Source organism: Halorhabdus tiamatea SARL4B (assembly GCF_000470655.1).
GTDB lineage: Archaea > Halobacteriota > Halobacteria > Halobacteriales > Haloarculaceae > Halorhabdus > Halorhabdus tiamatea.
Genome location: NC_021921.1, coordinates 306,775 through 330,100, shown reverse-complemented (window position 1 = coordinate 330,100; position 23,326 = coordinate 306,775). Strand labels below are relative to the sequence as shown.

26 protein-coding genes and 1 pseudogene are annotated in these 23,326 nt (G+C 64.4%); 11 read left to right on the top strand and 16 right to left on the bottom strand.

What is annotated here, in order from left to right:
- Positions 1–69: 69 nt before the first annotated feature.
- From HTIA_RS01680 to HTIA_RS01670, 3 genes are read right to left on the bottom strand one after another with little or no spacing between them, the layout of a single operon-like run.
- Entirely contained in the window at positions 70–696 is a 627-nt protein-coding gene (locus HTIA_RS01680; RefSeq protein WP_008524681.1) for a fibrillarin-like rRNA/tRNA 2'-O-methyltransferase, read from the bottom strand.
- Complete coding sequence (locus HTIA_RS01675) at positions 693–1,532, bottom strand: NOP5/NOP56 family protein (protein WP_008524680.1); 840 nt, start codon at positions 1,530–1,532, stop codon at positions 693–695. The genes HTIA_RS01680 and HTIA_RS01675 overlap by 4 nt, the downstream gene beginning before the upstream one ends.
- Before the next feature lie 57 nt (positions 1,533–1,589).
- Positions 1,590–1,976 carry a secondary thiamine-phosphate synthase enzyme YjbQ gene (locus HTIA_RS01670; RefSeq protein WP_008524679.1) on the bottom strand — a complete coding sequence of 129 codons (387 nt, stop codon included), beginning with the start codon at positions 1,974–1,976 and terminating at the stop codon, positions 1,590–1,592.
- A 113-nt stretch (positions 1,977–2,089) separates the two neighbouring features.
- Between HTIA_RS01670 and HTIA_RS01665 the strand changes: the two genes are divergently transcribed.
- The 3 genes and pseudogenes from HTIA_RS01665 to HTIA_RS15635 all read left to right on the top strand — a co-directional run.
- Complete coding sequence (locus tag HTIA_RS01665; protein ID WP_020935945.1) at positions 2,090–2,473, top strand: DUF5820 family protein; 384 nt, start codon at positions 2,090–2,092, stop codon at positions 2,471–2,473.
- A gap of 26 nt (positions 2,474–2,499) precedes the next feature.
- Complete coding sequence (locus HTIA_RS01660) at positions 2,500–2,952, top strand: UPF0179 family protein (protein WP_008524677.1); 453 nt, start codon at positions 2,500–2,502, stop codon at positions 2,950–2,952.
- Positions 2,951–3,289 (top strand): annotated as a pseudogene (locus HTIA_RS15635) (isoaspartyl peptidase/L-asparaginase); the annotation flags it as partial. The gene HTIA_RS01660 and the pseudogene HTIA_RS15635, both read left to right, overlap by 2 nt.
- Positions 3,290–3,304: 15 nt before the next feature.
- Here the strand turns inward: HTIA_RS15635 and carA are convergent.
- Entirely contained in the window at positions 3,305–4,348 is a 1,044-nt protein-coding gene (carA, locus tag HTIA_RS01655; protein WP_008524648.1) for a glutamine-hydrolyzing carbamoyl-phosphate synthase small subunit, read from the bottom strand.
- A 102-nt stretch (positions 4,349–4,450) separates the two neighbouring features.
- On the opposite strand from carA, the gene HTIA_RS01650 reads away from it, so the two are divergent.
- Entirely contained in the window at positions 4,451–4,864 is a 414-nt protein-coding gene (locus HTIA_RS01650; protein WP_008524646.1) for an Lrp/AsnC family transcriptional regulator, read from the top strand.
- 83 nt (positions 4,865–4,947) lie between these two features.
- A complete protein-coding gene (locus tag HTIA_RS01645) occupies positions 4,948–5,511 on the top strand; it encodes an NUDIX hydrolase (RefSeq protein WP_008524644.1) in 564 nt (187 codons plus the stop codon).
- Between the two features lie 25 nt (positions 5,512–5,536).
- On the opposite strand, the gene HTIA_RS01640 is transcribed toward HTIA_RS01645, so the two are convergent.
- Together HTIA_RS01640 and HTIA_RS01635 are read right to left on the bottom strand one after the other, a co-directional pair.
- Positions 5,537–7,249 carry a histidine kinase N-terminal 7TM domain-containing protein gene (locus HTIA_RS01640; protein ID WP_008524643.1) on the bottom strand — a complete coding sequence of 571 codons (1,713 nt, stop codon included), beginning with the start codon at positions 7,247–7,249 and terminating at the stop codon, positions 5,537–5,539.
- A gap of 48 nt (positions 7,250–7,297) precedes the next feature.
- Positions 7,298–7,546 carry a hypothetical protein gene (locus HTIA_RS01635; RefSeq protein ID WP_008524641.1) on the bottom strand — a complete coding sequence of 83 codons (249 nt, stop codon included), beginning with the start codon at positions 7,544–7,546 and terminating at the stop codon, positions 7,298–7,300.
- 118 nt (positions 7,547–7,664) lie between these two features.
- On the opposite strand from HTIA_RS01635, the gene HTIA_RS01630 reads away from it, so the two are divergent.
- A complete protein-coding gene (locus tag HTIA_RS01630) occupies positions 7,665–8,291 on the top strand; it encodes a MogA/MoaB family molybdenum cofactor biosynthesis protein (RefSeq protein WP_008524639.1) in 627 nt (208 codons plus the stop codon).
- Between the two features lie 51 nt (positions 8,292–8,342).
- Here HTIA_RS01630 and HTIA_RS01625 read toward each other — a convergent pair whose 3' ends face one another.
- The gene (locus HTIA_RS01625) at positions 8,343–8,639 is read right to left on the bottom strand and encodes a DUF5789 family protein (RefSeq protein WP_008524636.1); all 297 of its coding nucleotides are present in this window, start codon (positions 8,637–8,639) and stop codon (positions 8,343–8,345) included.
- A 193-nt stretch (positions 8,640–8,832) separates the two neighbouring features.
- Between HTIA_RS01625 and HTIA_RS01620 the strand changes: the two genes are divergently transcribed.
- Positions 8,833–9,504 carry an MBL fold metallo-hydrolase gene (locus HTIA_RS01620; RefSeq protein ID WP_020935944.1) on the top strand — a complete coding sequence of 224 codons (672 nt, stop codon included), beginning with the start codon at positions 8,833–8,835 and terminating at the stop codon, positions 9,502–9,504.
- Positions 9,505–9,532: 28 nt separating this feature from the next.
- Here HTIA_RS01620 and HTIA_RS01615 read toward each other — a convergent pair whose 3' ends face one another.
- Positions 9,533–9,847: a DUF7126 family protein gene (locus HTIA_RS01615; RefSeq protein ID WP_008524632.1), complete on the bottom strand. Its 315-nt coding sequence runs from the start codon at positions 9,845–9,847 to the stop codon at positions 9,533–9,535.
- Entirely contained in the window at positions 9,847–10,764 is a 918-nt protein-coding gene (guaA, locus tag HTIA_RS01610) for a glutamine-hydrolyzing GMP synthase (RefSeq protein ID WP_008524630.1), read from the bottom strand. Before guaA ends, HTIA_RS01615 begins: the two co-directional genes overlap by 1 nt.
- A gap of 314 nt (positions 10,765–11,078) precedes the next feature.
- On the opposite strand from guaA, the gene HTIA_RS01605 reads away from it, so the two are divergent.
- Complete coding sequence (locus tag HTIA_RS01605) at positions 11,079–12,224, top strand: PQQ-binding-like beta-propeller repeat protein (protein ID WP_158413114.1); 1,146 nt, start codon at positions 11,079–11,081, stop codon at positions 12,222–12,224.
- Between the two features lie 153 nt (positions 12,225–12,377).
- Here HTIA_RS01605 and pyrG read toward each other — a convergent pair whose 3' ends face one another.
- A complete protein-coding gene (gene pyrG, locus HTIA_RS01600) occupies positions 12,378–14,030 on the bottom strand; it encodes a glutamine hydrolyzing CTP synthase (protein ID WP_008524628.1) in 1,653 nt (550 codons plus the stop codon).
- Positions 14,031–14,158: 128 nt separating this feature from the next.
- Between pyrG and HTIA_RS01595 the strand changes: the two genes are divergently transcribed.
- A complete protein-coding gene (locus tag HTIA_RS01595; RefSeq protein WP_008524627.1) occupies positions 14,159–14,983 on the top strand; it encodes a PspA/IM30 family protein in 825 nt (274 codons plus the stop codon).
- A gap of 50 nt (positions 14,984–15,033) precedes the next feature.
- Here HTIA_RS01595 and HTIA_RS01590 read toward each other — a convergent pair whose 3' ends face one another.
- Positions 15,034–15,258, bottom strand: coding sequence for a YgaP family membrane protein (locus HTIA_RS01590; protein WP_008524625.1), 225 nt, complete (start codon positions 15,256–15,258; stop codon positions 15,034–15,036).
- 180 nt (positions 15,259–15,438) lie between these two features.
- Here HTIA_RS01590 and HTIA_RS01585 point away from each other — a divergent pair, with 180 nt between their 5' ends.
- Together HTIA_RS01585 and HTIA_RS01580 are read left to right on the top strand one after the other, a co-directional pair.
- Positions 15,439–17,301: a threonine--tRNA ligase gene (locus HTIA_RS01585; protein ID WP_008524623.1), complete on the top strand. Its 1,863-nt coding sequence runs from the start codon at positions 15,439–15,441 to the stop codon at positions 17,299–17,301.
- A gap of 76 nt (positions 17,302–17,377) precedes the next feature.
- The gene (locus HTIA_RS01580; RefSeq protein WP_008524622.1) at positions 17,378–17,812 is read left to right on the top strand and encodes a universal stress protein; all 435 of its coding nucleotides are present in this window, start codon (positions 17,378–17,380) and stop codon (positions 17,810–17,812) included.
- 30 nt (positions 17,813–17,842) lie between these two features.
- Here HTIA_RS01580 and purM read toward each other — a convergent pair whose 3' ends face one another.
- The 5 genes from purM to HTIA_RS01550 all read right to left on the bottom strand — a co-directional run bounded on the left by purM (position 17,843) and on the right by HTIA_RS01550 (position 23,268).
- Positions 17,843–18,868, bottom strand: coding sequence for a phosphoribosylformylglycinamidine cyclo-ligase (gene purM, locus HTIA_RS01575; RefSeq protein WP_008524621.1), 1,026 nt, complete (start codon positions 18,866–18,868; stop codon positions 17,843–17,845).
- Positions 18,869–19,262: 394 nt separating this feature from the next.
- A complete protein-coding gene (locus tag HTIA_RS01565; protein ID WP_008524620.1) occupies positions 19,263–20,450 on the bottom strand; it encodes a GNAT family N-acetyltransferase in 1,188 nt (395 codons plus the stop codon).
- Positions 20,451–20,487: 37 nt separating this feature from the next.
- Positions 20,488–21,126, bottom strand: a complete 639-nt coding sequence (locus tag HTIA_RS01560) for a zinc metalloprotease (RefSeq protein WP_008524619.1) — start codon at positions 21,124–21,126, stop codon at positions 20,488–20,490.
- Complete coding sequence (locus tag HTIA_RS01555; protein WP_008524618.1) at positions 21,123–22,622, bottom strand: TraB/GumN family protein; 1,500 nt, start codon at positions 22,620–22,622, stop codon at positions 21,123–21,125. The genes HTIA_RS01560 and HTIA_RS01555 overlap by 4 nt, the downstream gene beginning before the upstream one ends.
- Positions 22,623–22,698: 76 nt before the next feature.
- Entirely contained in the window at positions 22,699–23,268 is a 570-nt protein-coding gene (locus HTIA_RS01550; protein WP_008524671.1) for a class I SAM-dependent methyltransferase, read from the bottom strand.
- Positions 23,269–23,326: the final 58 nt, after the last annotated feature.

Sequence of the window (23,326 nt, the reverse complement as noted above, 5' to 3'; positions counted from 1 at the left end):
TAGGATTCGGCCCGGCTAAAGGGTTCTGTTCCCCCACAGTGACCCCGTATCGAATCGGTCTGTCGCCGGCTATCGTGGCCGGGCAATCACGGCGAGGTGATCGTCGTGATACGGCTCGAGCCGACGCCGTTCGAGAATCTCGTAGCCCGCCTCGAGAGTCTCAAGAACGTCATCGAAGACGTCCTCCGGATCCCGAGTGACGTCCTCGCTTCGAGCCTTCACTGCCATACTGAGTCGCCCGTCGTCTTTCAGAAATCGCCGGTTCGCCAGCGCCACGTCCGCCTGGCCGCGCGTGGCGACGTCTTGAACGATCGCATCGACCGGCTCGACGACGTGGGCGTACGTCTCGGGAGCGCGGGCGTCCTTCAACAGCGGGAAGAGCCGATCGCGATCGCCAGCCACGTCGAGCAGATCCCGCGTCGGCCGCGCGGCGAACTCGACCGCGTAGGTCGGCCCGGCGAAGTCGGCCACGTGACTCACGGTCGTCCCGCTCGCCGCACCGAGATAGAGGACTGTCTCACCGCCCGTCAGTCCGGTATCGACGCCGAGTTCGAGCATCGCGCCGAGTTTCGACCGTTCGGGAACCCACCGTCGCCACCCGTCTTCGACAGATTCGCCGTAGACAGGTTCACCCTGCGTCGCCAGCGATTCCGCCCCGTCGAAACGTCGCCGCTCGACGCCATCGGGCAGAGTCATGCCGATTCACCTCGCGATCGGATCGTCTCGATGCGTTCGTCGAGTTCCGCGTCGAGTTCGGGTCGGCGGTCGCCACTGTAGTGGTCGATCCGGGCGGCGATCGTGAGTTTGCCGGCCAGGGCCCGTGCTGCCGAACCGCGCTGGGCCGGATCAGTCCCACTGACGTACTCGTGAGTGTAGATGATCCCGTGTTTCGGCGACGGGGCCGAGCCCTGGAGGTGGGCGAACAGCGCGTCCTCCGCGCCCAGAACCTGTACCGTCCCGCTGGGCTTTTTCGCCAGCGCTTCGAGCCCGCCGGCGAGTGAGACGAGTCGCGCTGCAAGCACCGGTCCCGCGAGCGCCGAGAGGTTCGGTGCGACGTCGGGCGCGGTCGTCTCGATTGTCCGTCGAAGCTCGGCTGCCTCCTCGGCGAGTTCGACGACGCGCTGGGCCAGCGAGCGGAGGTCCGCATCGGCGGGATCGGCGGTCTCCCCGTCGATCAACTCGCGAGCGTACTCGACGCCCGTGCCGGCATCCGACAGTCGCGTCCCGGCCCACTCGGCGACGCGCTCGGCGAGTTCGTTGGCCGTCCGCTCACAGTCGTCCATCGCCCGGATCGCGTGTTTCAACTGCTGGTCGTCGGCCCGCTCGCGCTCTTTGACGGCTGCTTCGGCTGCCGCAAGCGTAGTCGAACGTAACACGTCGTAATACGCCTCGGCGTTCTCAGCGTACCCTGTCTCGACGGCAAGCTGTGGCCAGTCGGCCGGTTCCTCGGCCGTCCCGTCGGTGATTCGGGCCTGCGCGGCCGACTCGTCGTCGGGCGGGAGGGCGTGAAACCAGGCGTCTTCGGTGGTCATAGTCGTCGTTTCACTCCCAGGGCGAAAAAGCACGCGACTGGCGTTGCAACCACTCTGTTACCCCGTCCGGACTTCCAGCGACCGGGTTCGCGGGCCGTCACACTCCACGAAGAGGATCGACTGCCAGGTACCCAGATCGAGGCTGCCGTCGCTGACGGGAACCGTCACACTCGGGCCGATCAACGACGCGCGAATGTGGGAATCGGCGTTGTTGTCGATCTGATCGTGTGCCCAGCCGTCGTCGTCGACCAGTTCGGCGAACGCCGTCTCGAGGTCGTCGACGAGCCGGGGCTCGCCTTCGTTGACTGTGACGGCGGCCGTCGTATGCGGGACGAACACCGTCGCCGTGCCGTCCGCGTCGGCGGGCAGGGCAGCAGCCACGCGATCGGTCACGTCGAGGACGGACAGTCGCTCGTCGGTGCTGATCGAGAGCGTTTCTGCCATACCCGAGCGTCGTCCGGAGACGACAAAAATGCTTTCTGCCGCTGGTGGCGACGGCCCGCCCCTCGCGTGCCGCGAGCGTGGCACTCATTTCGGAGCCAGCCCAACGCTACACTGTGAGCGACGAGTTGCCGTCGGGATGGGACGCCTGGAGCGAAGAGCCGACCAGACTCGTCCTCGTCTATCGCCCGGACGTCTTCGACGCCGGCGAGTTTCCGGCCCCGTGTCTGCCGACGCTGTACGTGACCAAGGGTTCGCGTGACCGCCGCCCCGGTCGCCCGGACCCCGACGCCGACGACCCCTGGCACGTGACACTCTACCTCGAACCCGAAATCGAGGGAGTCACAGCGGTTTACGACGATCGGGACGCCGCGCTCGGGGGCGCGCTCGACCTGGCGCGGGACTTTGCGGCGGGCGAGTTCGACTATCGCTCGTGGTATCAGGTGCCCCGGCCGGCGTATCTCGATCGCCTCGACGAACTCACCGGTCGAGGGACTTAATCGACGTGGCGTCCTACCCTGGCGTAATGACTCAGATCACGCTTCTCGGAACTCGCCTCGCGGAACCCGACACGGAGTTCGTCTATCAGGGTGAATCACCTGCCTGCGAGGGGTGTCCCTATCGCGACCAGTGTCTCAATCTCGACGTAGGTCGGCGGTATCGGGTGACGTCCATCCGCGAGGGAGCGAGTACGCTCGAGTGTGCCGTCCACGACGACGGCGTCACTGCCGTCGAGGTCGAACCCGCCCCGATCCGGGCAAACGTCTCGAGCCAGAACGCCTTCGCCGGTAGCAAGGTCGAACTCGAGGGAGCGTGTCCCCACGAGGAGTGCCCGAGCCACGACCTCTGTGAACCGGCAGGGGCCGACTTCGAGACGACCTACCGGATCGACAGTGTGCTCGGCGAACCGCCACACGACTACTGCATGCTGGATCGGGACCTCACGAAAGTCGAACTCGCGCCGCCCGAAGGGGAGTGAACGCCTCGCTGCCGGAACGTCGACTGGCGGGCGCTGGGGCGCACTCGCGGGACGGGTCGGCGACGTCCCCCAGGTCGGGGCGGGCTTCTACGCCTCCCCGGCTGGCGGCGCGAGCGCGACAGGGGCCGGCGAGGACATTGCCCGCGAGGCGCTCGCGCGGGCGGCGGTCGAACGACTGGAATCCGGGCAACCCCCGCAAACTGCAGCCAAAGCGGCGATTAGTTCGTTCGCCGAAGACGCTGTTGGCACTGCGGGCGTCATCGTCCTGGACACCGAGGGAAACGCAGGAAGTTCGTACAACAGCGAGGCGATGCAGACGGCGCGTGGAACCCGGTAGAAACAACCAGAACAGCTACTCGGCGAGTTCGAGCACGTCGTCGAAAAACGAGAGTGAATCGTTCGGGCCGGGGTTGGCCTCGGGGTGGTACTGGCGTGTGATGATATCCAGGTCGTCGTTCTCTAAGCCTTCCGGCGTGTCGTCGTTGACGTTGATCTGGGTTACTTCGAGCGTGTCGCCGGGTTCGGCCACCGTGTAGCCGTGGTTCTGGGTCGTCATGACGACCTGATCGGTCCGGAGGTCGCGGACGGGCTGGTTGACGCCGCGGTGCCCGAACTCCATCTTCTCGGTCTCGCCGCCGAGGGCGTTGGCGACGACCTGCTGACCCAGACAGATACCGGCCAGCGGCACGTCGCCGACGTACTCGTCGACGAGGTCGGCCGTCGCCTCGAAGTTCTCGGGATCGCCAGGGCCGTTCGAGATGAACAGGACGTCGGGATCGAGGGCCTCGATCTCTTCGGGCGTCGTGTCGTAGGGCAGGACGTGGACGACCGCGCCGCGTTCGACCAGCGACTCGGTGATCGACCCCTTCGCGCCGCAGTCGATCAGCGCGACGTCGGGGCCGTCGCCCTCGGCGTTGTACACGACAGGTTCGCTCACGCTGACCTGACTGCCGATGTCCGTGTGGTCGCTCATGTGCTTGCACTGGCGGAGTTCGGCCAGGGCGTCCTCCTCGGTGACGTCCTCGCCAGCGGCGATCCCACACTTCATCGCCCCTTCGTCCCGGATCTCGGTGACGAGTTCGCGCGTGTCGATGTGATCGACGGCGGGCCGACCCTCTTCGCGGAGCCACTCGGCGACGTCGTCGGTCAGCTCGCGGGCGACGACGCCTTTCGGGTGGACGCGGTCGGACTCGAAACGTTCCTCTCGGACCCCGTAGTTACCGATCAGCGGGTACGAGAAGGTGAGAATCTGCTCCTCGTAGGAGGGATCCGTCAGGCTCTCCTCGTAGCCGGTGTAGGCAGTCGTAAAGACCAGTTCCCCGCGTGTCGTCCCCGGTGAGCGGGCGCGCGCCTCGACCACGCGCTCACCTTCCAGGGCCACGTAGGCGTCCGTCATTACGAGATCCGTATGAAAGGTCGGGTGATAAGCGTTGCTTTCGAAGAATCGTTACGAAATTCGTAATCCTCAAGTGTCGACCCGCGGTAGGTTCGCATCTCGATGGACGATCTGGACCGCGAGATACTGAGTCTCCTCCGGCGGGACGCCCGCACGCCCTACACGGAGATCGCCGACGAGGTGGGCACGTCCGAGGGGACCGTCCGCAATCGGGTCGAACAGCTAATCGAGGACGGGACCATCGAGCGGTTCACCGTCGCGACCCGGACGGGCAACGTCAAGGCGATGATCGAGATCGCCGTCGACGTGGACGTCGACCACAACGCCCTCGCGGACACCTTCGTCGAGTGGGCCGAAGTCGACTTCGTCTGGGAGGTCAGCGGGGAGGACGACGTCGTGTTGATCGTCGACTGCGCCGACACCAGCGAGGTCAACGAGTTGATCACGAGAGCGCGGGAACGCGATGAAGTTATGGGGACGAAGACGCGTCTCATTTTGGAAGAACGGGTCGGATAAGGACCGTCGATATTTTGGAAAGACGACCTGGACGGTGTCGGAAGCGAAGACTGTTTGAACCACCCTTCCTACGTGATAGCTATATGAGTACGGACGCTGACTCGACGGTGACACACGAGAACGCAGGCGAAGACGTCATCGCGGTCGACGCCGAGGACAACCCGGAAGGGCTGGTCAACCGTCTCGACGCCCATACCGGCGATGGGATTCGCCATCGGGCGTTCACGGCCCTGCTGTTCGACGAGGACGACAACATCTTGCTCGCCCAGCGCTCGCCCGAGAAGCGCCTCTGGGACACCTACTGGGACGGGACCGTCGCGTCCCACCCCGTCGAAGGTCAGACGCAGGTCGAAGCGACCCGCCAGCGCTTAGAGGAAGAACTCGGTATTACCCCGGAGCAATACGACGGGCTGGAGGTGACAGACGCTTTCGAGTACAAGCGCTACTACATGGACGAAGGCCTCGAATGGGAGGTCTGTTCGGTGCTGCAGACCACGCTCACCGACCGGTCGCTCGATCCCGACCCCGCAGAGGTCGGCGGGCTGCTGTGGGTTCCCTACGAGCGCCTCTACGAGAATCCGCGGTGGTACCGCCAGCTTCGACTGTGTCCCTGGTTCGAGATTGCGATGCGCCGCGATCTGGAGTGAGGCTTCGCGGCATTCCACGAGAGAGTTAGGCTGTTTCGACGTCGTTTTCCGGTGACGCTTCGGCGACCGGTAACTGCACGACGACAGTCGTCCCGTCGCCGTCAGTCTCGAAGTGAATCGTCCCGCCGATGGTCCGGACGATCCAGGCGACCAGCCAGAGACCGATCCCGCTGCTGTGTTCGAGTGGCGTCTCTCGCCCTTCCTCGATCACTGTCCGCTCCTGGTCGCCGATTCCGGGGCCGTCGTCGGAAATACGAACCGTCACGCCGGCGTCACTGTCGCCCGTCTCGACGGTGACCCACACGGTCGGATCGTCGTCGTTGTGTTCGATAGCGTTGGTCAGCAGTTCCTCGAACGCCAGTCCGACCGACGCGCCGCTTGCGATTCGAAGTCCACGTGCGTCCGCCAGATCGAGCTTGATCGACGCCGCTGGGCGTTCGGTCCGGACTGTCTCGATTGCGTCCCGCAGCGTGAGTTCGAGATCGACCGACTGCGTCTCGGCCCCCTCGAAGGCGCGGGTCAGCGTCCCGACTTTGTCGCTGCGTTCGGTGACCGTATCGACCGTCTCGAAGATGCGATCGAAGTGGCGGTCGGCGTCCGGATCTTCGACGGTCTCGGCGAGCAACTCGGCGTGGCCCCTGACGACGTTCATCTCGTTGCGGAGGTTGTGTCGCAGCAGGCGATTGAGGACGTCGAGTTGCTGTTCGCGGCGGGTCTGGTCGGTGACGTCACGGAGGCTCAGCAGACGGGTCGCCCCCTCGCCGAAGGGGCGTTCGACCAGCGACTGCTGGACGTCGAACTTCCGGACAGAGCCGTCTAGTTCGAGCGCCATGACGCGATGGCACTCCCGATCGTCGTCGGGCAGCGTCTCCGCCAGCGACGGAGCGACCGTGTCCAGTTCCTGCCCGATGACGTCCTCGGTCGTGGTTCCTAGTGTCTCGACGGTGGCCCGGTTGCAATCGACGACGACGTCGGCCTCGTCGACGATGAAGACCAGGTCCTCGAGTTCGGCGAGGATTTCGTCGCGGCCGTATTCGCGCGTGCCGGCGGTGACGTCGAGCAACTGTCTGCGGAGGATTGCGCCGGTGAGGATCGCTCCCGTCGCGACAAAGGCGACGCCCGTCGGGTCGATCCCCCCCGGCACGAACCCGAACAGAAAGGCTGCGTTGGCGGCCAGCGGAATCGTGATCGCCGCGAGCAACGCAGTGCTCTGGGTCCGGAAGAGCCGGTCGGTCCGCAGCGACAGCCGGACGAGCAAGAACGCACCGAGAGCAACCAGCAGATACGAGTAGCTCACGTGCGCCCAGAAGGCCAACCCTCTGGTGGCAACCACGCCCGACTCGCCGCCGACGAAGACGAGTGCCGTCGATTCCCAGACTAATCCATGCGTGGCGTTCGTCCAGACGAGTGTGATGAAGGCGATCGGTTCGACCAGAAGGCCCAGGAGATGGCCGGACGTGAGGTGGCGGTCCCGGCCCGTGTACTCGACCGTCAACAGCAACCAGGCCAGCGGGACAATCGTCGAAATCGAGAGCCGCAACTTCGCCCAGAATGCCGTCGTCGTCCTCCCGTCGGCGGCGAGAGTGAGTCCCTCGGTGAACGACCACATCGCGGCCGCGAGCAACAGGAGCGCGAGCGGGCCGCTTCCGGGGGTGTCCCGATGCAACAAAGCGTACATCGCGACGGCGGTCCCGAGTATGCCCGCGAACAACACGAGGCCCAGATAGGTGGCCGCCATCACGGACTGACTCTAACCAGGGGAATACAAAAGGGTTGGCGACCGCGACTACTGCGAGCGACGGGCACGGATCGCCGTCCAGACTCCGACGACACCCAGCCCGATCGCCGGGACGAGCGGGACCACGAGATACGCATCTCGCATACTGAACCCGATGGCCCCGACGATTCCACGTGCCTCCGGCAGGACGATCAACGCCCACGGGATCACGACCAGGGCGATCGCGAGTGCGCCGATCACCAGCCACCCGTCACGGGACGACGTCCCGGATTCGGACTGCGTCGGCGAATGAGACATAGCCTGCTATCGGAGTTGCCCCGACAAAAACCCCTGGATCGGGGCCGATATGGCGTCCTGGTGGTCATTCAACGGCTGTGCCCGGGAGACTTTTCAGCCAGGCCGACCGGGTTCCCCTATGGTCGATTTCCAGTCACGCGAGACCAGACGTGGCTCACAAACGGACGACGAATCGGACGACGAGGAGCAGACGGACGGAGATCAGACGGCGGAACCCGGAGACGAAAGCGATACGCGGGAGGCTGCGGAAGCCGAGGTGAATCGCGGGGTCGCGGTGATTTCAGTCGGTGGTACCGACGATGCCGAAGGCGGCGACCCGGCGGGTGACGCGGTCGTCAGTTCGATCGAGCGTGCCGAGAAGAAGGTCGTCACACGGGAGACGGCCGAGGCGACCTACGATGCCGTACAGGGAACTGTCGATCGGCTATTTCGCCGTCGAGGGGTCTCGGCCATCGTCACTGTGGGCGGGATCGGCATCGGCCCCGCGGACGCCACCGTCGAGGCGGTCGAGCCACTCCTCGAGAAGCGACTGCCGGGCTTTGGCGAACTGTTCAGGCTGCAATATTTCGAGCAGGTCGGCCCGGCCGTCGTCGGCATGCGACCCATTGCGGGCGTAAGCGACGGCGTCCCCGTGTTCTGTCTGCCTGGCAAAGCAGACACGGCACGATTCGCCGTCGAGAAGGTCCTCGCCGAGACGCTCGATTCTCTCGTGGCCGCGGCCAGTGGTGAAGAGGCCCACAACTGAGCCGTGACGTCGATCGAGCGATTCGACCCCCGGCATGACCCTCTCCGCGGGTCAGAACGACTCGGTCTCCGGGCCGAACGTGTCCGAATCCATGGCTGTCCCGCCGCGGTCGTCGTAGTACTTCCGGCCGATGAAACCGTCCTCCAGGCCGCCCAGAAGTGTCGTATAGAGACCGTCCGCCGACTCGTAGGACGCCTCGTTGGTTCGCTCTAAGATACTCCGAATCGTGACGACATCGCCGACCGGGGACGTCAACTCGACGTCACCTAGCTGTTCGACGACCGTCTCGTGTTCGGTCGGGAACTCGAAGGTCTGTTCGAACAACTGTCGCGTTTCTGAATGGCGCATCTGTGCCGGATCTACGAGACCATCATGAAAAAAAAAAAAGATTATGTTTTCGACGGTATTCGCCATCGAGCGAATGGCACGCAACCAGCGGCCCCGTGAGGGCAACGTGACGAAACTCGGATCGACACCTCGATCAGCGGTGACGGTGACGAACACGCGTGACTTTTTCTCGGTGCGCTCCGAATACTGGACTATGGTCACTGAACTTGCCGAGGGCGTCTGGTGGTTCGACCTTCGAGGCGTCAACGCCTACCTGTTCGAGGACAGCGAGGGGGTGACACTCGTCGACGCTGGCGCGCCCTGGACGCGGGGGGCGTTGCTCGATCAGCTGGACGATGCAGGTTTCAGACCTCGTGACGTGACCCGGATCGCACTCACTCACTACGACCTCGATCACGTCGGGGCCCTAGGTCGGTTCGAAGCCGAGAGGCCGGTGTACGCGGGGGAGCCAGACGCCGATATTCTCAGGGGAGACCGCCGTCTACCCTGGAATAACCGGAAGACAGCGTTCCAGCGAGCCACCGGACTAGTAGTGTCAGAACCCGCGCAGTCGATCGAGACAGTCGGCGACGGTGACCGGATCGGCGACCTCACTGTCTACGAGACGCCAGGCCACACGGCCGGCCATCTGGCGTTCGTCAGCGAGGCGCGCTCGGTCGCGTTCGTCGGCGACCTCGTTCGAGAGAGCGACGGCCGACTCGAACCCTCGCCGTGGGCGTTGAGTCAGGACACCGACGCCGTCGACTCGAGTATCCGACGGCTCGCGGGGCTGGACCTCGACGTCGAGGTGCTGGCGATGGGTCACGGGACGCCGTTCCGCAAGCGTGGGGCTACGTACCTGGACGACCTCGCCGGACGACTGTGAGCAAGGAGGGAATCGCGGCTGCCGACGATTACGCCAGTTCTTCGGCGACAGTGTCGGGATCGAGCAGCGCGGGATCGACCATGAGATCGGTCTGTCGGGTGGCGAACTCCGGCAGTGACCCCCCGGCGTAGACGACCACGCGCACGTCCCGGTTGAGATCCTTGGCGACGGCGATCGACGTCGCCTGAGCCATCTCGGTCAGCACGTAGACGTCGGCGTCCCCGATCCCGGCCGCTTCCAGCGATTCCCCGTCGGCCACGTCGATCGCGGTGACGTCGTGTCCCTCCGCGGCGATCGCGTCGGCGAGTTCGCTCTCGTCAGCCCCAGCAATGACGACGTTCATCACTCGTACTCGATGGTCGCGGGCGGTTTGTGGGTCACGTCGTAGACGACCCGCGAGACAGTCTCGTTCTCGCCGGTGATGCGACTCTGGATGCGCTGGAGGGTCTCCCAGTCGATCTCCTGGGCGCGGGCAGTCATCCCGTCACGGGACTCGACCGACCGGACGGCGACGACCCACCCGTGGACGCGATTATCCCCTTTCACACCGGTTGCCTTGCCGATGACGGCCGCCAGGGCCTGCCAGGGCTCGTATTCCTCGAGTTCCTCCTCGACGACGTGGTTGGCCTCCCGGGCCACGTCGAGTTTCTCCGCGGTCACCTCGCCGATGATCCGGACCGCGAGACCGGGGCCGGGGAAGGGCATCCGTTCAGAAATGATCTCTTCCAGGTCGAGTTCGCGAGCGACCTCCCGGACCTCGTCCTTGTAGAGGTCCCGCATGGGTTCGACGATCCCCTCGAAGTCGACGACGTCGGGCAGGCCGCCGACGTTGTGGTGGGACTTGATCGTCCCCTCGCTCTCGATGCGGTCGGGGTAGATCGTCCCCTGGACGAGATAATCGGCCTCGACCTCGCGGGCGACCGTCTCGAACTCCCGGATGAACTGTTCGCCGATGGCGTGGCGCTTCTCCTCGGGATCGGTGATCCCTTCGAGTTCGTCGAGGAACCGCTCTTTGGCGTCGACGATCCTGAGACTGTCCATGTACTCGAAGGTCTCGCGGATCTGCTCAGTCTCGCCTTTGCGCATCAATCCGGTGTCGACGTAGACGGGCGTGAGCTGGTCGCCGATCGCGTCGTAGGCCAGCGCGGCGGCCGTCGAGGAGTCGACGCCACCCGAGAGGGCGATGACGGCGTTGTCGTCACCGATCGCCTCGGCTATCTCGGCTTTCGCCTCAGGGATGAACGTCTCGACGTCGACCATCACTCGGCCCCCCCGCCGGACGACGGTGAGATGGACTCACTCGGAAAAATCGAACGGGTTCCGTGCATACCTCCTCTCAAAGTGGAGCAGTCAAAACCGTTTTGAACTGGCTCCTCACGTTCGAGACCGTCGATCCGGACTGTCCGCGCAGGAACGTACGACAAACGAAAAGGATTATAAACTGAATGCCAGTCGTGTTGATTATGGAAAATGGCCGAAAATCAACACGTCGTCAGTGGATAGCGACGGTTGCAGGAGTGGCTGGGGTGATGACCGGGTGTGTGGGATCTGACAGACAAGTCGAGTCGACGACGGTGGTAGACGACGATAGTTCAGCCGAGACGACGACACCGAGCGACCAACCGACGACAGCGGCCACCAATAGCGTTCCGGCGACAGGATCCTGGCCGATGGACGGCGTCAATCCGGCCAACAGCGGGAGCACAGCGAACTGGAACGGGCCCGCAGACGGCATCACAAAAGGGTGGGACCACTCGTTTCGCGGGAACATCTACGAGCCAATTGTCGCGGACGGCGTCGTGTTCCTCGGCGTCGAGGCAAGTGAGGGACGGGCAACCCCGACTGCCTTAGACGCGCGGACTGGTGAAAAACTGTGGTCGGTGGAACAGCCAAAACCGTACGGCAGTCCGACATATCACGATGGGATGTTTTATGTTGGCAGTTACGGTGGCTTGATGGCAATCGAAGCGGACACAGGGGAAGTGAGCTGGAAATTCGATACGACAGCCGTTAGAATGGTCCCTCATGACGGTGTGATGTACGTCAGTGGCTCGGAATTCGGGGCGATCGATCTCGAATCACAGGAGTTCCGCTGGACCGCGGGCTACGAAACGACGGGTGAGATAGGTACGTTCGGGGGTCTCCTTCTGGCCTCGGACGATACGCTGCTCGTTCCAGGAGACAACGCTATCGGTGCGTTCGACGCCGCGACCGGGGAGGCACAATGGATTCGTGACCATGGCGACAATGTGAGTCCGGAGATGGCAGTTGCGGGTGATGTCGCGTACCTCTTGACGACGTCGGATGCGGGCACGTCGGCGATTGAGGCATACCGATGGGGGGCTGACGAGACGCTGTGGACGTACGAGGACGCCCAGCTCTCCTCGACCATGAGCGTCGCCAACGGTCGGGTATATGCGTCCCGAGCGGAGAGTCCCGGTTTGCTGGCTCTCGACGCTGAGACTGGGGAGCAGTTGCCCGGGTTTTCGACCGACGTCGGGCCAATATCCGGTCGCCCGAGCGTTGCCGGGGACACGGTATACGGATGGGCACCAGCCAGTGACATCAACGGTACGCTTTCGGCCATCGACGGGACGACGGGCGAGATACGTTGGACGTACACCGGCGAATCCGGATTCCCGCCGCAGATTCTCGAAGACACACTGTATTACATGGAAGACTGGAATGCAGACCGGATTGTGGCGTTGACGAGTCCGTAAAGCGCGAACGAGCGGTTCAAACGCACACCGCAGGCTGATACTGCCGGCTGTAACAGACTGAAGGAATTCGCCATCCCGGTGTGGCGTATATCTTTACGAACGTACAGCCGGCAGTATGAATCGGATCGGTTGCAGAGACGATTCGAGAGGCGCTCAGATGGTGAGTTCGTCGTTGACGTCGCGATCACCAAGTACCGCCTCCACGAGGCCGACGAACGGTGGCGAGGCCCGCGTCGGCCGGGATCTGAACTCGGGGTGGAACTGCGTGCCGACGAAGTACGGATGGACGTCCCGATCGAGTTCGAGAATCTCCATCCGTCGCCCGGAGACGCCCGAGAACGTCATTCCGGCGTCCTCGATGTCCTCGATGTATTCGGGATTGACTTCGTAGCGATGGCGATGGCGCTCCCGACAGGTGGTGTCGTCATAGAGGTCCTGAGCCAGCGTGCCGGGCTCGATCTCGGTGTCCTGTGCCCCCAGTCGCATCGTCCCGCCCATGTCCTCGACGCCTTCCTGTTCGGGAAGAATGTCGATGACGGGATAGGGCGTGTCCGGTTCCATCTCGGCGGAGTGTGCCCCTTCGAGGTCGAGCACGTTGCGGGCGTACTCGACGACCGCCATCTGGAAGCCGAGACAGAGTCCGAGGAATGGGACGTCGTTCTCGCGGGCGTACCGCGTCGCCTCGATCTTGCCCTCCGTTCCCCGGGAGCCGAATCCGCCCGGCACGACGACGGCGTCGACGCCGTCGAGTTGCCCGTCGTGTCCGTCAGCGAGGTTCTCTGAGTGGACCCAGGTCGTCTCCACCTCGACGTTCGTCTCCAGGCCGGCGTGTTTCAGCGCCTCGTAGATCGAGAGGTAGGCGTCTTCGAGACCGTACTTGCCAACCAGTGCAACGTTGATCGAGCCTGTGGTGTCCTGGGTGACGAGATCACGCCACTCGTTCTCGCGCTCGCTCTCGGGGAGCGCCTCCTCGGTCAGATCGAGGGCGTCCATCACGTACTGATCGAGCCCCTCGTCCTCGACGACGAGCGGGACTTTGTAGATGTCGTCGACGTCGGGATTCGAGAAGACGGCCTCGGTTGGGACGTCACAGAACAGGGCGATCTTCTCCTTGACGTCGGGGTCGAGTCTGTCGTCACACCGGCCGACGAGAATGTCCGGCTGCAGCCCGATCGAGCGGAGCTCCTTGACGCTGTGCTGGGTCGGCTTGGTCTTCTGTTCGCCGTTCTTCGAGTAGGGGACGAGCGTGACGTGGGTGAAGAGAATGTCATCGTCGTCTTCCTCGTGGGCGAACTGCCGGAGGGCTTCCAGATAGGGCATCCCCTCGATGTCGCCGACAGTCCCACCGACCTCGATGATACAGACGTCGCTTCCCTCTGCGACCTCCCGGATCCGACGCTTGATGTCGTCGGTGATGTGCGGGATGATCTGGACCGTCCGGCCGAGGTAGTCGCCGGCGCGTTCCTTCTCGATGACCTCCCGATAGACCTTCCCGGTGGTGACGTTGTGGTCCGAGGTCATGTCGATGTCGAGGAAGCGCTCGTAGTTCCCCAGGTCGAGGTCGACTTCCCCGCCGTCCTTGAGGACGTACACCTCGCCGTGCTGATAGGGGTTCATCGTCCCGGCGTCGACGTTGAGATACGGGTCGATCTTGACCGCGGTCACGTCGAAGCCGGCGTTGGCGAGTAAGCGACCGGTACTCGCGGCGGTGATCCCCTTCCCCAGTCCGGACATCACGCCGCCGGTGACGAAAATGAACTTCCGACCCAGCTCAGGGTCGTAGTCGGTTTCGGGCTCGTTCGGCATACCGACGGTGGGCGGGCCCGGACCTAAACCGTTTCGGGAGCGTTTGGCTGCGCGAGTCGGTATCACGCCCAGTGGGTCTCGAGAAGATGGGAACGGCTTTTAAGAGCATGCCTGCCATACAGACGCCCATGGGAATCATTTCACGCGCCTCATACGTCATCCGCTCGAAGGTCAACTCGCTGCTGAACCGGGCGGAGAACCCCTCCGAGTCGCTGGATTACTCCTATGAACAACTCAGAGACGAACTCCAGGACGTCAAACAGGGCATCGCCGACCTGACGACCCAGAAAAAGCGCCTCGAAATCCAGAAGCGCCGACTCGAAGAGAACGTCGAGAAGCACAACGATCAGGCCCGCGAGGCAGTCGAACAGGGCCGAGACGACCTCGCCCGTCGCGCCCTCGAGAAGAAAAAGCAGAAGATGAACCAGATCGAGGACTTAGAGACCCAGATCGCCGACCTCCAGGGCCAACAGGATCGACTGATCGAGCAGAAGAACGAACTCCAGAGTCAGGTCGAGCAGTTCCGAACGAAAAAGGAGACGATGAAAGCCCGGTATCAGGCGGCCGAAGCGTCCTCGCGCGTTTCGGAGGCGATGACCGGCGCGGGTGATCAGTTCGAAGACGTCGGGCGAGCGATCGAGCGAGCCCAGGAACAGACCGAGGAGATGGAAGCGCGGTCGGCGGCGATGGACGAACTTCGCGATACCGGGGCGATCGAGGACGCTATCAGCGATCAGGATCAACTCGATCGTGAGCTCGAAGAAGTCCGCACCTCGGGCGAGGTCGACGCCGAACTCGATACGCTCAAAGCCGAAATGGGCGCGGAATCGACGAGCGAGACGGCCGAAGAGACGCCCGAACGAGCCGGTGAGAGCACCGACGCCGACCTCGACGAACTCGAGGACTCGGCCGTCGAAGACGAACTCGAGGCGCTCAAAGACGACGAACAGTGACAGGCGTCACCGGACGAGATCACTTCTAAGCTGGCGTCCGGACAGTCGAATCAGGTCCGTGTGTCGATCCCCAACAGTTCATAGAGAGCACACTGTCTGAGTGCGCCCGTCGCGACCAGTATCAGGCCGATTACGGCGAGGATCGCCAGGCCGACTGTCGAAGTGATCGGCTCGTACGTGAACACCTCGGCGAAGCCCGCCACTGCCACCGCAAGCACGACGATTCCAACCACGAGTCGGACGATTCTATCCGTTTCACCGACGTTTGTTTGCATCTGTATCCCTCCAGATATTGGGTTCTCTGGCTGTCTACTTATAAATTGGTGCTTGTTGACGTGTCTCAATGGGATGTGACTCGCTGGCAGGCGAGAGGTCGTTCGAGAGTGTCCCTCGAGAGGAACCGTTCCGTAACTGCATTCGGCACCCTTTTTACCGGCGACCGGGAGAGTTTTGCTATGAGACTGCTGTTCGTCCACTCGGACCATCTGGAGTTCGAGACGACTGACAAGGCGGGTCCCGACGGTCTCGCCGAGACCGAAGGCGTTCCGATGGAAGGGCGCATGGAGGACTGCGTGACGGTGTTCATCACCGTCGAGAGCGACGACGAGGCGGACCTCGACGGCGTCGTCGAGAACGCCCTGACGGAGCTCGAGGACGTCGCCGGCCAGCTCAATACCAACGACGTCGTCCTCTATCCCTACGCCCACCTCAGCGAGGATCTCGCCGGGCCGGACGCCGCAAAGGAAGTCATGCGCCGGCTCGAAGCCGAGATGGAATCGGCTGGCTACGAGATCCTCCGGGCACCCTTCGGCTGGTACAAGTCCTTCGAGGTTTCGTGTAAGGGTCACCCGCTCTCTGAGCTTTCCCGCCACGTCGCCGCCCACCGCGACGAGGACGACAACGACGCTGACACCGACGGCGAGCCCGACCGCGAACCCAGCGAGTGGAAGGTCATGACGCCCGACGGCGATCTGACTGACGCCGTCGCCGCCAAGGAGTCGGTTGGCGAGGATCTCGTCGCGTTCATCGAGGACGAAGTCGAGGGGATCACCAGCAACGAGGGCGAGGAGCCACCCCACGTCGACCTCATGCAGGAGAAAGGGCTGGTCGGCTACGACGAACTGAGCGACGTCGGAAACCTCCGGTGGTATCCCCGGGGCAAACTCGTCCGGGACGCCCTCATGGAGTACGTCAACAATCTCGTCGTCGAGTACGGCGGAATGCCCGTCGAGACGCCGATCATGTACGACCTCGGCGCGCGGGCGATCGACGAACACGCCGGGAAGTTCGGCGAGCGCCAGTACCGCTTCGAGTCGGGCGATCGCCGGATGATGCTGCGGTTTGCCGCCTGCTTCGGCCAGTTCTCGATCATGCGGGACATGCACATCTCGGTCAACGACCTCCCGTTGCGGATCTACGAGATGTCGACGTACTCCTTCCGGCGTGAACAGCGTGGTGAGGTGACCGGCCTCAAGCGCCTGCGCGCGTTCACGATGCCGGACATGCACACCGCCACCGAGAGTATGGAGGGAGCACGTGAGGAGCTCCGCAAACAGGCCGAACTCGCACTCCAGACCTCCGAAGACCTCGACCTCAACTACGAACCGGCGATCCGGATGACTCGCGAGTTCTACGAGGACAACGAGGAGTGGGTCGAAGACGTGGTCGCCGAACTCGGCAAGCCCTCCCTCATCGAGATCATCCCCGAGCGCCACCACTACTGGTCGGCGAAGATCGACTTCGCCGCCATCGACGGCTTGGGCCGCCCCATCGAGAATCCGACGGTCCAGATCGACGTCGAGAGCGCCGAACGCTTCGACATCGAGTACACCGACGGCACCGACAGCCACCACCCGCCGATCCTGCACTACTCGCCCTCCGGCGGCATCGAGCGCGTGCTGGCCGCTCTCCTGGAGGACACTGCCTCGATGGACACCCCCCAGTTGCCGACGTGGCTCTCGCCGACGCAGGTCCGGTTCATCCCGGTCAACCCCGACGCTCACCTCGAATACTGCGAGGGCCTGGTCGACGATCTCGAAGACGCAGACGTCCGGGCGGACGTCGACGACCGCGACGAGTCGGTCGGCAAACGCATCGCCAAAGCCGAGACCGACTGGGTGCCCTACTACGTCGTCGTCGGTGATCGCGAGATCGACGGCGAGACGATCGGGGTCAACGTCCGCGCCGACGACGAAGAGCGCGACATGACACCGGAAGAGCTCCGAGAATCGGTCCTCGACGATGTCGAGGGGCTCCCCCAGAAGAACCGGTATCTCCCACGGCACGTCAGCAACCATCCGAACTTCACCGGTCGGTGATCGGCAGCTGATGCTGTCGGTGTGGTAGGCTGGCACATACAACTATTTGTCTGGCGGACCTACCTTTATACGGAGCATGTACGAGACAATTCTCGCGCCGACGGACGGCAGCAGCGGGACGCGGAAAACCTTAGAACACGCAATCTCGATCGCCGAGGACAACGACGCGACGATCCACGGGCTGTACGTCCTCGATCGCCGGATGTACCTCGCTGCCGACGACGACGCCCAGGACGAGGTCATGGAGTCCCTGGAGTCAGACGGCGAGAAAGCCCTGACTCGCCTGCGTAATCAGGTCGAAGCAGCGGACGTTCCCGTCAAAACGGATCTGATCGAGGGGATTCCACACCGGAGCATTCTCTCCCACGCAGACGACATCGGGGCCGATCTGATCGTGATGGGGACCCACGGTCGAACGGGACGGGATCGTCTCGCTAACCTGGGAAGCGTGACCCAGCGCGTCATCGAAAATGCCGACATTCCCGTCCTCGTCATCGACATCGAGAGCTGAGCCAGGTATTCGGGGACGCCCCGCTTCTCCTCAGGCCAGTTCTAGGCCGCGAATCGAGACGGCTTCTTCGCTGTCGACGACCCGACCGACGATCCGGCCATCCGTCGTCGCTTCGACGACGCTCATCGCGTCGCCCGGGTCCAGCGTCGCAACGAACCCTGTCCCCATGTTGAACGTGCGATGCATCTCTGCGTCGTCGATGGCCCCCTCCGTCTGGACGAACTCGAAGACCGGCTGGGCATCGAACGGTTCCTCGATTTCGTAGCGATGGGGCCCCATCCGCGTGAGGTTATTCCAGCCACCACCCGTGATGTGGGCTGCCGCGTGTGCGCCATGTTCGCGAAGCGGGGCGAGCACCTCCGCGTAGATCCGCGTCGGTGTGAGGAGTTCCTCACCGATCGTCCGTCCGGGGTCCGGCGGGAACGGGTCGTCGTAGGCGTGCTCGCGCGTGACCGCCTCCCGAGCGAGAGTCAACCCGTTCGAGTGGATGCCGCTGGAGGGCCAGCCGACGATGGCGTCGCCGACTTCGGCTTCGCCCGCGAAGAGCGCGTCTTTCGGCGCGAGCCCGGCCGCCGTCCCCGCGATGTCGAGGCCGTCGATGACGTCGGGCATGACCGCCGTTTCGCCGCCGATGAGGGCGATATCTGCGAGTTCCGCACCGACTTGCAAGCCCTCCCCGATCTGGCCGGTCGTCTCGCTGTCAGGTGCTTCGATGGCGAGATAGTCGACGAAGGCCACGGGTTCGATCCCCGCCGCGATCAGGTCGTTGACGTTCATCGCGATGCAGTCGATGCCGACCGTCGAGTAATCCTCGAGCGCCTCCGCGACGAGGAGTTTGGTCCCGACGCCGTCGGTCGCCAGCGCGAGGTATCGGTCGCCGATGTCGACCAGCCCGGCGAAGTCACCCGCGAACTCCCCCGCCGCGTCGAGCAGTGACTCGGTCGCCGCCTCGCTGTCCGCGATGTCGACGCCCGCCGCTGCGTAGGTTAGTCCCTCCTCGGATTCCGCTGCCGTGTCCGAGGACTGGGTATCGTCGTCCGCGTCGTGTTCTGTCATACGCGTGTCGCCGACCGGTGAGGGCAAAAGCCCACCGCTCCGCGCGTCGAGGCCTCCCTTCGCTCGTTCCGAGGTCTCCCTTCGGTCGATCTCGCTTCTCGCGGGTCACTCCTGTTCCCCGCTCGCCCTTTCGAGGCCTCCCATTGGTCGTTCCGAGGTCTCTCTTCGGTCGTTCCGAGGTCTCTCTTCGGTCGGGTCTCGCTGCTCACGGTTCGCTCTGCTCACCGTTCGCGTTCTTCGAGACCCTCCCTTCGGTCGACCTCGCTGCTCACGGTTCGCTCTGCTCACCGTTCGCGTTCTTCGAGACCCTCCCTTCGGTCGACCTCGCTGCTCACGGTTCGCTCTGCTCACCGTTCGCGTTCTTCGAGACCCTCCCTTCGGTCGGGTCTCGCTACTAGAAGAACTCCCGAAGAAACACCCGCTCCGGCGGGAACAGTCGAGCGAGCCTCTCACGCGCGTCCGCACTGGCCGAGAGATCGCCCACCGTCGCGAGAGCGTCGGCCGACCGCGCGCCGATCAGCAGCCGCGACAGCGCTCCGACGTCGAGAGTGACGTCGGCCGAAGCCTCGGGTTTCGACCGGCAGATTCCCTCGCCGTCCTCGACGAGGAGCCGGTAGGTGTCGCTGTTCTCCTCGATCAGCGGATCGACCACTTCGACCGTTACCTGCTCGTCGACGTCATCGGGATACGGGACGGCTTCGAGCGCCCGCGTGACGTCGGTGAGCCGAACCATCGGACCCGGCCGGAGTTCGGCGTCTGCCTCCTGGGGGGCTTCGAGAACGTCGAACAGCCTTGCATCGCCGGGTCGGTCGAGGATGATCCGGTCGACCTGGGAGTCGTGATCACCGAGAAATCCGAGCAGCACACGGAAGGCCGCGTGATCTCGCGCGCCGAGATATTCGACGGTGAGTTCGCGCTCGTCGTCCTGCTCGACGTCGTAGACGACGTAGCCCGCTTTCGTCCCCTCCCGGACGTAGGCGTAGACGTGGCGACGGTCGTCGCCCCAGGCGTGGAAGATCCGGCGTCGCCACCACTGCTCGCTACGGCGCACAGAGAGTGTCTCGGCACGGCCTGCGGCCAGATGGACCTTCCTGAGCCTTCGCCACTCGTCGGGATCCACGGGGCGGAATTCGCCAGTGGGCTCCGAGCCTGTCGGGAGCTCTTCCGGTGGGACGGTATACCGGGTGATCTCGTTCGTGCTCGCCCAGCCGAACTGCCGGTAGAACGCGGTCGAGAACGGCCACAGTGCGACGAGCGGAACGTCTCCGAAGGTCCGGATGGATTCCTTGAGCATCCCCCGGACGTTGCCCTCGCGGCGACGCTCCGGCGGCGTCGCCACGGCACCGAGTCCCCCCATCTCGATCCACTCGCCCCGCAACCGTGTCTCGAAGGTGTAGTGGATGCAGATGCTCGCCAGGTCTCCGTCGTCGAGATACCCATATCGGGTTCCGAGGGGTGACTCGCCGTCGCTGTCCGCGCCGTTCTCATGGGCGAGCGGTCCGTCTTCCAGGTGGAACGCGTACCGCCGGATGCGGTCGAATTCCTCGCGCTCGACCGCAGTGACCGGCCGAAACTCGTGCATGATCGAGGCTCTCGCCGGGGGAAAAAGAGCGTATCGTTCAGAGACCAGGCCCGAACAGTCCGGCGATTGCGAGGACGATAGAGGGGACGGCAACCGCGAGATACACGCCACGGCTCCACCGCAGCACAGTGCGACCGTCAAGGGGGCCGTACGGGATCATGTTGAACCCCGCCAGCAGGAGGTTGATCGTGACGCCAAAGGACGCGATCGACGCTATGTCCGGACCGGCCAGGAGCGCGACCGGCGCGAAGACGAGCACGAGTGCGAGGTTCGTCATCGGGCCGGCCAGCGCGATGAGGCCGGACTCCTTGGGCGTGAGTCGGCCGCGATGCACGACCGCGCCCGGCGCGGCGAAGAGAAAGCCCGCCATCGCCGAGACGAGCGCGAGAAACAACATCCCGTAATCGGCCTGGAACGCGGCGACCTGGCCGAACCGGATCGCGACCACCTTGTGGGCGAGTTCGTGAAGCATGAACCCGACACCGACGGTGAGGAGGCTGGTCACGAGGGACTCACCGAACGCCGCGATCACGGCCGCCGGGTCGGGGGCGTAGGACCACCGCGAGAGCACTCCGGGGTTCAAGAACAGGGTGAAAGCAACGCTCAGGATGAGCCAGGCGGCGACGAGATCGAACAGTTCACGCCGGGAAAACCGGATCGAGCCGATCGCGCTCACGGGAGGAAACTCCAGAGCAGTTCCGCCCCGTTACGCGCGCCCATGATCAGGAGATCAGCGACCTCACCGACGCCGCCGATCTCTGCGGACATGTACGGCAAGACCGCGCTCGCAAAGAGGGCGCTGGCGACCATGCTGCCGATGTTCGTGAGTGCGACGATCAGAATGAGTCGGAACAGCGGAACCTCCCGCATCCGGGCGAGGAGTTCGGGGATCGGTAGCTCCTCGTCGTCGAGCAGTTCGTTGAGGTGGTTGATGTCGGAGACGTTGACCTCGAGGTAGCGCAACTCGACGTAGCCGGCGAACCACCCGGGCGCGAGCAGCGGGTTGACGCTCGTCAGCCAGGCGACCGCCCCGCCGACGCCGGCGGACGACCAGTGAGCGCCCGCCAGCTTTGCCAGGCCAGCGGCGATGATACCGTTGACCAGGAACCACGCCCCGAAGAGTCTGAGCAACCAGCCCTGTTCGGCCCCGCCGAGCAACAGCAGGACGAAGAACGCGCCGAACCCGAGCGTAAAGAGGTACCCAAAGAGTTTGTAGGGCGAAAATCGTCGCCCGGAGATCGTTCCGGTGAGAGAGTCCATCGGCGGGAGGGTCGAGGGATCGTCGAGATACCGCTGGATTCCCGCGCGGTGGCCGGCCCCAACCACGGCGACGACGTGATAGCCCTCCTCGCGCAGGCCAACGAGCTGATGGGCGATGAAGGCGTCGCGTTCGTCGATCAGGGCCTCGGCTCCGCCCGGCGAGAACCGCCGGAACTCTTCCATCATCGCCGAGACGACGTCTGTATCGGTGAGTTGTTCGATGTCGAACTCCTCGGCGTCTTCGTCTTCGGAGCCCGAGAACGCAGCCAGAAGGAGGAGTGCGATAGCCGTCCCCACGACACCAGCAAGCAGGACGACGTCGAGCACGGCCGCGGACGGCAAGCCGAGTCCGAGGATGCTCGTAAGCGAGAGCCCGAAGGCCGTCCCGAGGACGCCGACGAACAGCCCGATCGTCAACCCGACCGTCCAGGCCGCCATCCACGGGCCGCCGACGCCGACGAGCATCCCGCCGAAGAGCTTGAGCTTCTCGAGGCCAGTCAGGCGCTTCCAGAAGCGCTGGATCGTCGTCTGGATGTCCCGATCGACCAGCGCGACGTCGATTCCCTCGGCCTCGGCGGTCTCGACGCCGGCCATCATGTCCGCGCCGGGCGTGACGTCGAAGCGATCGCCGAGTCGCGCCTGGACGTACGAGAGCATCCAGTAGGCCAGAAACTGAAAGACTGTGTTGCCCTGCAGGAGGTCGCTCGCCTCGATGTCGTCGGGCGACTCGCCCTTGAACTGGCGAAAGCGTCCCTCGTCGAGTTCGACGGCGACGACGTCGGGTTGTTCGTCTTCGATGGTCCGCTCGACGCGGTCGGCACTCTCCGCCGAGACGTGCGCCGTCCCGACGAGTTGTATCGACCCCTCGCCACCGGGCGCAGACGGGTCCGGTGGGTCGACCGTATCACTCATTGTCAGGCATACTACCCCCGGCATCCTTACGACTGTCGGGACGCGACTCCCGAGGTCGCGCGTCGCCTTGGGCCCGTCAGGCCGAGGTCGGTTCGTAGCGCGCCGAGACGACGAACGTCTCGCGGCGTTCCTCCGCGGTGTCGACGACGAAGCCGTGGTCTTCGAGATGCTCGGCGACGGTCGCCGCGTCGTAGCGCTCTGCGAGCGGCGGGCCGCGCTCGTCGACGCCCTCGGCCGACCAGTCGGCGATCGCGACCCGCCCGCCCGGTTCGATCGCGCGGGCGAGTTCCTCGAGAGCCTGTTCGCTCACGAACTCGTGGTAGGTCATCGTCGAGTACGCGGCGGCGAAGGCGTCGGCACAGACCGGCAGCCAGTCGACGCTCGCAGTGACCGGAAAGACGTTGTCGGGCTGACCGAACTCCTCGAAGGCGGCGTGCATCGCCGGCTGGACGTCGATCGCGAGTACCTCCTCGACGTACTCGGCGACCGAGCGCGTATAAAATCCGGTTCCGCTCCCGAGATCGGCGACGCAGTCCGTCGCCTCGAAGTCGAACAGCCCCAGCAACTCGTCGACCGAGAGGTAGGCGTACCGTGAGTCGTCTTCCAGGGCGTCCGCCCGCCCGGCGTCGAACGTGTGATGGCCCATACTGCGGATTGGACCCTCCGACTCAAAAGCTGCCGGCTCCCGGTAGCTACCGTCCCCA

Excerpts from the sequence above, each read along its gene's own strand:
- HTIA_RS01680 (WP_008524681.1), bottom strand. The coding sequence starts at position 696 with ATGACTCTGCCCGATGGCGTCGAGCGGCGACGTTTCGACGGGGCGGAA.
- HTIA_RS01675 (WP_008524680.1), bottom strand. The coding sequence starts at position 1,532 with ATGACCACCGAAGACGCCTGGTTTCACGCCCTCCCGCCCGACGACGAG.
- HTIA_RS01670 (WP_008524679.1), bottom strand. The coding sequence starts at position 1,976 with ATGGCAGAAACGCTCTCGATCAGCACCGACGAGCGACTGTCCGTCCTC.
- HTIA_RS01660 (WP_008524677.1), top strand. The coding sequence starts at position 2,500 with ATGACTCAGATCACGCTTCTCGGAACTCGCCTCGCGGAACCCGACACG.
- carA (WP_008524648.1), bottom strand. The coding sequence starts at position 4,348 with ATGACGGACGCCTACGTGGCCCTGGAAGGTGAGCGCGTGGTCGAGGCG.
- HTIA_RS01650 (WP_008524646.1), top strand. The coding sequence starts at position 4,451 with ATGGACGATCTGGACCGCGAGATACTGAGTCTCCTCCGGCGGGACGCC.
- HTIA_RS01645 (WP_008524644.1), top strand. The coding sequence starts at position 4,948 with ATGAGTACGGACGCTGACTCGACGGTGACACACGAGAACGCAGGCGAA.
- HTIA_RS01640 (WP_008524643.1), bottom strand. The coding sequence starts at position 7,249 with ATGGCGGCCACCTATCTGGGCCTCGTGTTGTTCGCGGGCATACTCGGG.
- HTIA_RS01635 (WP_008524641.1), bottom strand. The coding sequence starts at position 7,546 with ATGTCTCATTCGCCGACGCAGTCCGAATCCGGGACGTCGTCCCGTGAC.
- HTIA_RS01630 (WP_008524639.1), top strand. The coding sequence starts at position 7,665 with ATGGTCGATTTCCAGTCACGCGAGACCAGACGTGGCTCACAAACGGAC.
- HTIA_RS01625 (WP_008524636.1), bottom strand. The coding sequence starts at position 8,639 with ATGCGCCATTCAGAAACGCGACAGTTGTTCGAACAGACCTTCGAGTTC.
- HTIA_RS01620 (WP_020935944.1), top strand. The coding sequence starts at position 8,833 with ATGGTCACTGAACTTGCCGAGGGCGTCTGGTGGTTCGACCTTCGAGGC.
- HTIA_RS01615 (WP_008524632.1), bottom strand. The coding sequence starts at position 9,847 with ATGAACGTCGTCATTGCTGGGGCTGACGAGAGCGAACTCGCCGACGCG.
- guaA (WP_008524630.1), bottom strand. The coding sequence starts at position 10,764 with ATGGTCGACGTCGAGACGTTCATCCCTGAGGCGAAAGCCGAGATAGCC.
- pyrG (WP_008524628.1), bottom strand. The coding sequence starts at position 14,030 with ATGCCGAACGAGCCCGAAACCGACTACGACCCTGAGCTGGGTCGGAAG.
- HTIA_RS01595 (WP_008524627.1), top strand. The coding sequence starts at position 14,159 with ATGGGAATCATTTCACGCGCCTCATACGTCATCCGCTCGAAGGTCAAC.
- HTIA_RS01590 (WP_008524625.1), bottom strand. The coding sequence starts at position 15,258 with ATGCAAACAAACGTCGGTGAAACGGATAGAATCGTCCGACTCGTGGTT.
- HTIA_RS01585 (WP_008524623.1), top strand. The coding sequence starts at position 15,439 with ATGAGACTGCTGTTCGTCCACTCGGACCATCTGGAGTTCGAGACGACT.
- HTIA_RS01580 (WP_008524622.1), top strand. The coding sequence starts at position 17,378 with ATGTACGAGACAATTCTCGCGCCGACGGACGGCAGCAGCGGGACGCGG.
- purM (WP_008524621.1), bottom strand. The coding sequence starts at position 18,868 with ATGACAGAACACGACGCGGACGACGATACCCAGTCCTCGGACACGGCA.
- HTIA_RS01565 (WP_008524620.1), bottom strand. The coding sequence starts at position 20,450 with ATGCACGAGTTTCGGCCGGTCACTGCGGTCGAGCGCGAGGAATTCGAC.
- HTIA_RS01555 (WP_008524618.1), bottom strand. The coding sequence starts at position 22,622 with ATGAGTGATACGGTCGACCCACCGGACCCGTCTGCGCCCGGTGGCGAG.
- HTIA_RS01550 (WP_008524671.1), bottom strand. The coding sequence starts at position 23,268 with ATGGGCCATCACACGTTCGACGCCGGGCGGGCGGACGCCCTGGAAGAC.